We start from the raw sequence: 5,826 nt of genomic DNA on the forward strand, positions 1-5,826 counted from the left end.
TGCGCAGTCCTTGTGCTGAGCGATGCCGAAGGCGCGCTCTGCAGCGCCGAACGCCGGTCCTAGGAGCCTCGCCAAATGCACCGTACCAGAATTCTTGTCTCGGGAATTTTTCTCGCCGTCCTCGCCCTTTCACCCGCCTGGGCGCAGGGCGCCGGGAACTATGGAACCATCGGCCAGCAGGGGCGCGGCAATGCCGCCGGCATCGCGCAGACCGGCAGCGGGAATGCGGCAGGCATTCTCCAGTTTGGCCGGTACAATACCGGCGTCATCACGCAGGACGGCGCCGGCAACACCGCGTGTCTCGTGCAGACCGGGCGCAATCTTGATGGCGCCGTCCAACAGGTTGGTGACAACCAGACCATGGGCGTATGGCAGACCCCCCGCGGGTCGAGAGAGATCCCCGTGGAAACCTGTGCCAACGCAACGACGCGGCGTGAGGTCATGGCTTACGCGATTGGCCGGGTCGGGCCGCAACCAACCGTGCGCGGGCATGGACGTAGCGTGCGTTAACCGCCGCTGGGAACTACGGTGTGTTGTCTGGGTATACCCCGCCCTCTCGATCGCGCTGCGGCTGTCCTGTTCCCAGCGCCTGCGCAGGCGGCCGACGCGTTCCGGAAAACGCCCAAGGGTTTGGGCGGCGCGCACGCGGTCGGTGCGGAAATGGCGGAAGCCCCGGCGCAGTTCGCACCAGGCACAGATCAGCTCTACCTCGCCCCAATAGCCGAGGGGGAATGGCCAGACCGGGCACTGCGTTACGGCGCCAGCTTCGTCGGCATAGTCCATCCGCAGCTGCATCTGCCTACGGATGGCCTGCCGCACGATGCCCGCATCCATGCTTTCCTTCGGACGCTTGCGGAAGCTGACCGGCGTCAGGCCGGAATCGACGATCACCGGTTGCAGCTCACGCGGTACGGCGACGGTGAGCTTGGCAATCAGGTCGCGTTCGCCGCGCAGGCCAGCGCAGCGTCGCCGCGCGCGGCGACCCATTGCGCACCGAGGACGGCAGCTTCCAGCTCGTCCGCCGTGAGCATCAGAGGCGGTATGTCATCCCCCTTCTCCAGCACATAGCCGGCGCCGGCCTCGGCGCGGATCGGCACACGCTGCGCGATCGGTTCGGCCATGTCCCGGTAAAGCGTGCGCAGAGAGACTTCGAGTTCCTCGGCCAGCGCCTGCCCGGTAACCGGCGCGCGGTGGCGGCGCAGGGTCTGGATGATCTGGAACAGGCGTTCGGTGTGTCTCATGATTTCGGTTCTACTGCCACGCTAATGACACCGTGCTGTCAGCAGTGGCCTCTTATCAAGTCCTCAGTGCAAACCCGGGAACGGAGACAGACCATGATCACCTTTTACGGATGGGGCCCGATGTTCGATTGCCCCTCGCCCGGCCCCTATATGATGAAAGCGGACATGTAGCTGCAGATGCTCGGCGCAGGGTTCGACCGGGCTTATGCAGACCTTGAATCCGCGCCGAAGCGCAAGGCGCCGTACACCAAGGATGGCGGCCCACTGGTCGAGGACACGAATTTCATCCGGGCCCATATGGAAGCCAATCTGGGCCGCTCGTTTGTCGATGGTTTGGATGATGCGCAGCGGGCCGCCAGCTGGGCGCTTGAGCGGATGGCGGAAGGCACCTTGCCGGCGTCATGCTCATACAGCGCTGGCTGAAGGACGCGAACTTCGAGAAAGGCCCGGCGCTGTTTTTCAGCGATGTGCCGGGGGCAGCGCGCTCGGGTGTGATGAAGCAGGTGCGCGAAGGTAGTGCCGCCGCGCAGTATGAAAGCGGGCTGGGGCGTCATTCCCAGGCCGAGCGGATGCAGTTGGCGGCCTGGGATCTCGACGCGGTGACGGGGCAGCTGGCCGGGCAGGCCTTCCTGTTCGGGGACTGGCCGACGGCGGCGGATGCCGGCGTGTCGGCGGTGCTCATCTCCTGCGCGGCGGAATGTTTCGACACGCCGCTGACCGGCCTGGTGCGCAGGCATGGCAACCTGGTCGACTATATGGACCGGGTGAAGACGCGATTTTTCGTGACGAACCTGTGGCCGGCCTATCTGGCTGTGGTGCTCGGCACGGCGCTGGTGGCGGTGCTTTCTGTTCTGACCTTTCCTGCGCCGGGCGGCGCGGACAGCAGCCCGCCGCCCCCGATCTTTGGCTTCGTTGTCGTGTGGCCGGCCATCTCCAGTATTGCGCTATGGGGCGTTCTGGCAGTGACACGCCGCTATACACCGACCTACTGGCACGCGGCCGGGGCGGCGGCGCTGGGCTTTGCCTTGCTGTTCACGCTGGCTGCGGACCTGCAGGGCGGGCTGATCTTTGCCTGTCCCTATTTCATCTGTGCACTGACTTTTCTGGCCTGGCACCTCAGGTCCAGTATCGAAGGGCTGGGGATGACTTTTGCGCTGCAGGCGGCGGTGCAACTGACGTTGAGTCTGCTGGTCTTCTCCCCGGCCGGTGTCCCGGCGCTGGTGCCCGCTGCGCGGCAGATCAATCAAATTTCATCGACCGTGTTCAACGCGCGCTCACCACGCCCGTGCTACGCGTGACGGATGCCTCGCCGCCTTATTGCCATCCTGCTCACCATCTATGCGATTGCCTTCGCCTTCGGCGCGCTGACGGCCGTGCGCTGGCCGTCCATCGTGATGGTGATGGGCTGGGTCGTTCAGGATGATGTCGCGGGCGGCCTCGACGGTGTGAACTGGCGCGAGCTCGGCATTGCGCATGGCGCGGCCTACCTGTTTGCAGCGCTCGGCTATTACGCCTCCGGCGCCATCCTTGCGGCCAAAAAGGGCGGCGCGGTGGGCTGGTACATCTTCGCGCTGGCCTTCTCGATTCCATCGGTGTTCCTCGTGCACTTCGATGCGAACTGGTGGGAAAACCCCAGCGCGGGTGAAGGCGCGATGGCGGGCCTGATGGCCGGCGCCGTGCTGTTGCTGATCGCAGTCTGGGAACTGCGCAAGCAGGCGCCAGAATTCATGGACGTGGAAGTGACGCCCGAAAACATGGCGAACCCCGCCGTAGCCGCCGCGCTAGCAGCGCGGCGGGCGCCGGTGCGCGCCGAGAAGCCCGCTAAGGTGAAGAAGAAACACCCGCCGCTGTTCGTTCCGGACATCGTCGTGCAGCGCCAGCGCGCGATGTTCATTGCGCAGGCCCAGCGGCGCCGGGCGAACCGGGCCGCCGCCCTCGCCCGCCTGGCCGGGCGGGAAGACGAAGCGGCCTGACCTGCCTCGCCCGTTGCGGTGCGGCGCGCATCGGCCTAGCCTCTCTCCAGACACACGTTCCGGGAGGGGACACACATGATCCGCAAGATTGCCGCCGTCGTTCTCGCGCTGCTTGCCGCCTGGCTGTTCTGGCAGGGGTTTTCAGCCGTGCAGATGATTGTCAGCCGGGGCAGCCCGCTGGATGACGCGCTGCTGCAGCCGCCGACCAGTCTCTGGCGCCTCATCGCCTCCGCCCTCGCGGTGATAGGCGGCGGGATGGCCGCGCTCAACATCAAGGGCGGCGGCTGGCTGGCGATGCTCGGCGCGATCCTGTTTGCCGCGCTGGCCGGAGTGATGGCGGGCATGGGCACCGATTCGAGCTTGTGGATGGACGAGGCGATCACCGGCGCGCTGATGATCGCCCTGGCGGCGATGCTGGCGATCTTCAAGCGAGGCTAGGTCTGTTTTCCGGTCCCTGTGGATTGATTTCGGGGTGGGAATGCATAGGTATGCGGCGCAGTTCGAATCGCGCGGCACGTGCCCGCTAAAAGGAATATATTCCCATGGCAGAGACCTATGACGTCGTCATCATCGGCGGCGGCCCCGGCGGCTACAACTGCGCGATACGCGCCGGGCAACTGGGCCTCAAGGTCGCCTGCATTGAGACGCGCGGCAAGCTTGGCGGCACGTGCCTGAATGTCGGCTGCATCCCCTCGAAGGCCCTGCTGAACGCCTCGCATTACTTTCACGCCGCGCAGCACGAGTTTGCCGCGCTCGGCATCAAGACCGGGAAGGTCGAACTCGATCTCGCGCAGATGATGGCGCAGAAGGACGAGGCGGTTGAAGGCCTGACCAAGGGCGTCGAATTCCTGTTCAAGAAAAACAAGGTCGAATACATAAAGGGGCGCGGCAGGATTGCCGGAACCGGCAAGGTCGAAGTCGTGCTGGCGGATGGCGGCACGCGCTTGCTGGAGACGAAGAACATCGTGATCGCGACGGGCTCCGAGCCTGCCTCCCTGCCCGGCATCGAGATAGACGAGGAGCGCGTCGTCTCGAACGTCGGCGCGCTCAGCCTGAAAGCCGTGCCGAAGAAACTCGTGTTGATCGGCGCAGGCGTGATCGGCCTCGAGATGGGCTCGGTCTGGGCGCGGCTCGGCTCGGATGTGACCGTGGTCGAATATCTCGACCGCATCCTGCCGCCGGCCGACGCCGAAGTGGCCAAGGAAGCCGAGAAGACCTTCAAGAAACAGGGCCTGACCTTCAGGCTGGGCACCAAAGTGACCGGCATAGAGAAGCAGAAGTCGAAACTGAAAGTGTCGATGGAGCCTGCCAAGGGCGGCGCCGCCGAGACGCTGGACGCCGATATCGTGATCGTCGCCGTCGGCCGAAAGCCGTATACGGAGGGTCTCGGCCTCGAGGCAGTGGGCGGCAAGACTGACAAGCGCGGCGTGATCGAAGTTGTCGATGGCCACTTCAAGGTGGCGGATGGCGTCTGGGCCGTGGGCGACTGTATCCACGGGCCGATGCTGGCACATAAGGCCGAGGACGACGGCACGGCGGTGGCCGAGCTGATCGCTGGCAGGGCGGGGCATGTGGACTATAATCTTGTGCCGAGCGTCGTCTATACGAACCCGGAAATCGCCTGGGTCGGCAAAAACGAGGAAGAGCTGAGAGCGGCGGGCGTGGAGTATGTGAAGGGCAAGTTCCCCTTCATGGCCAATTCCCGTGCACGGACGAACCACGAAACCCTGGGCTTCGTGAAAATCCTCGCCGAGAAAGGCACCGACAGGATCCTCGGCGCGCACATGATCGGCACAGGCGTCGGCGAGCTGATCGCAGAGGTCGTGGTGGCCATGGAGTTCGGCGCCTCGTCCGAAGACATCGCCCGCACCAGCCATGCGCACCCGACGCTGTCGGAAGCCGTTCGGCAGGCCGCGATGGGCGTTGAAGGTTGGACGATGCAGATGTGAGCTGTGGCGGCACGATTTCATCCAGCCCCGCACACGCACCACTCGGCTGCGCGCAGGACGGCTTCCGGCTGGACGCCGCGCCCGCCTCACTTTAAACTTCGGCCCATGTACAAGCACCCGGGAGCCGGATGGAGTATCAGGCCGTTCAGCGCAGCGGACGCCGGCTCCTGCCTGTCGATCTTCCGGGACTGCCTGACCCAGATGCCCTGGCGCGTGCGCAACCGGGGGCAATACATGATCCTGCGCCGGGCGCTCAGCCCGCAAGCCGCCTGGGTGGCGCAGGAGCCGGATGCCGGCGTAGTCGGCTTTCTGACGCTGCAGGCTCCGCAGGACTATGTCGACCACCTGTTTGTGGCGCCGGACTGGCGCTTCTGCGGCGTGGCGCGGGGCCTTCTGGAAGTGGCGCACCAGGGCGCGAGCGGCGCGCTGAGCCTGGATGTCGACACCGAGAACATGGGCGCACGGCGCGCTTATGAAGCGCTCGGGTGGCAGGTGGTGGCGAGCACCGGAAGCGGTAGCAAGGCGCGCCAGATGCGCCTCGTCAGCCCCTGAGCTTGCCTAAAAAAGTGCCCCCCACCCCGGAGACGATCTACGCGGCGCCGGCCGAATGGGTCGCGCATGGCGCGGGCGCGCAGGGCAACCTGTTCCTGACCGGACGGGCGG

8 protein-coding genes and 1 pseudogene are annotated in these 5,826 nt (G+C 65.6%); 7 read left to right on the plus strand and 2 right to left on the minus strand.

Annotated features, from left to right (window positions below; genetic code table 11):
- Window positions 1–75: 75 nt before the first annotated feature.
- Complete coding sequence (locus tag WEA77_RS04395; protein WP_368066660.1) at window positions 76–510, plus strand: hypothetical protein; 435 nt, start codon at window positions 76–78, stop codon at window positions 508–510.
- 123 nt (window positions 511–633) lie between these two features.
- On the opposite strand, the pseudogene WEA77_RS04400 reads toward WEA77_RS04395, so the two are convergent.
- Together WEA77_RS04400 and WEA77_RS04405 are read right to left on the minus strand one after the other, a co-directional pair.
- Window positions 634–987, minus strand: a pseudogene (locus tag WEA77_RS04400) (helix-turn-helix transcriptional regulator); the annotation flags it as partial.
- On the minus strand, window positions 933–1,241 hold the full coding sequence (locus WEA77_RS04405; protein ID WP_368066653.1) for a helix-turn-helix transcriptional regulator: 309 nt from the start codon (window positions 1,239–1,241) through the stop codon (window positions 933–935). The gene WEA77_RS04405 and the pseudogene WEA77_RS04400, both read right to left, overlap by 55 nt.
- A 177-nt stretch (window positions 1,242–1,418) precedes the next feature.
- On the opposite strand from WEA77_RS04405, the gene WEA77_RS04410 reads away from it, so the two are divergent.
- The 6 genes from WEA77_RS04410 to WEA77_RS04435 all read left to right on the plus strand — a co-directional run bounded on the left by WEA77_RS04410 (window position 1,419) and on the right by WEA77_RS04435 (window position 5,715).
- On the plus strand, window positions 1,419–1,664 hold the full coding sequence (locus WEA77_RS04410) for a hypothetical protein (RefSeq protein WP_368066654.1): 246 nt from the start codon (window positions 1,419–1,421) through the stop codon (window positions 1,662–1,664).
- Window positions 1,643–2,539 (plus strand): glutathione S-transferase C-terminal domain-containing protein, encoded by an 897-nt coding sequence (locus WEA77_RS04415; RefSeq protein WP_368066655.1) that lies wholly within the window; start codon window positions 1,643–1,645, stop codon window positions 2,537–2,539. Before WEA77_RS04410 ends, WEA77_RS04415 begins: the two co-directional genes overlap by 22 nt.
- A gap of 3 nt (window positions 2,540–2,542) precedes the next feature.
- Entirely contained in the window at window positions 2,543–3,214 is a 672-nt protein-coding gene (locus tag WEA77_RS04420) for a hypothetical protein (protein WP_368066656.1), read from the plus strand.
- Window positions 3,215–3,289: 75 nt separating this feature from the next.
- On the plus strand, window positions 3,290–3,652 hold the full coding sequence (locus WEA77_RS04425) for a hypothetical protein (RefSeq protein ID WP_368066657.1): 363 nt from the start codon (window positions 3,290–3,292) through the stop codon (window positions 3,650–3,652).
- A gap of 104 nt (window positions 3,653–3,756) precedes the next feature.
- Complete coding sequence (gene lpdA / locus WEA77_RS04430; protein WP_368066658.1) at window positions 3,757–5,163, plus strand: dihydrolipoyl dehydrogenase; 1,407 nt, start codon at window positions 3,757–3,759, stop codon at window positions 5,161–5,163.
- Between the two features lie 105 nt (window positions 5,164–5,268).
- Window positions 5,269–5,715 (plus strand): N-acetyltransferase family protein, encoded by a 447-nt coding sequence (locus WEA77_RS04435; RefSeq protein ID WP_368066659.1) that lies wholly within the window; start codon window positions 5,269–5,271, stop codon window positions 5,713–5,715.
- The last annotated feature ends 111 nt before the right edge of the window (window positions 5,716–5,826 follow it).

This window comes from Hyphomonas sp. (assembly GCF_040882205.1).
Lineage (GTDB): Bacteria > Pseudomonadota > Alphaproteobacteria > Caulobacterales > Hyphomonadaceae > Hyphomonas.

Bases quoted from the DNA above. Each gene is read 5' to 3' on its own strand.
- WEA77_RS04420 (WP_368066656.1), top strand. From the start codon at position 2,543: ATGCCTCGCCGCCTTATTGCCATCCTGCTCACCATCTATGCGATTGCC.
- WEA77_RS04410 (WP_368066654.1), top strand. From the start codon at position 1,419: ATGCTCGGCGCAGGGTTCGACCGGGCTTATGCAGACCTTGAATCCGCG.
- WEA77_RS04395 (WP_368066660.1), top strand. From the start codon at position 76: ATGCACCGTACCAGAATTCTTGTCTCGGGAATTTTTCTCGCCGTCCTC.
- WEA77_RS04415 (WP_368066655.1), top strand. From the start codon at position 1,643: ATGCTCATACAGCGCTGGCTGAAGGACGCGAACTTCGAGAAAGGCCCG.
- lpdA (WP_368066658.1), top strand. From the start codon at position 3,757: ATGGCAGAGACCTATGACGTCGTCATCATCGGCGGCGGCCCCGGCGGC.
- WEA77_RS04435 (WP_368066659.1), top strand. From the start codon at position 5,269: ATGTACAAGCACCCGGGAGCCGGATGGAGTATCAGGCCGTTCAGCGCA.
- WEA77_RS04405 (WP_368066653.1), bottom strand. From the start codon at position 1,241: ATGAGACACACCGAACGCCTGTTCCAGATCATCCAGACCCTGCGCCGC.
- WEA77_RS04425 (WP_368066657.1), top strand. From the start codon at position 3,290: ATGATCCGCAAGATTGCCGCCGTCGTTCTCGCGCTGCTTGCCGCCTGG.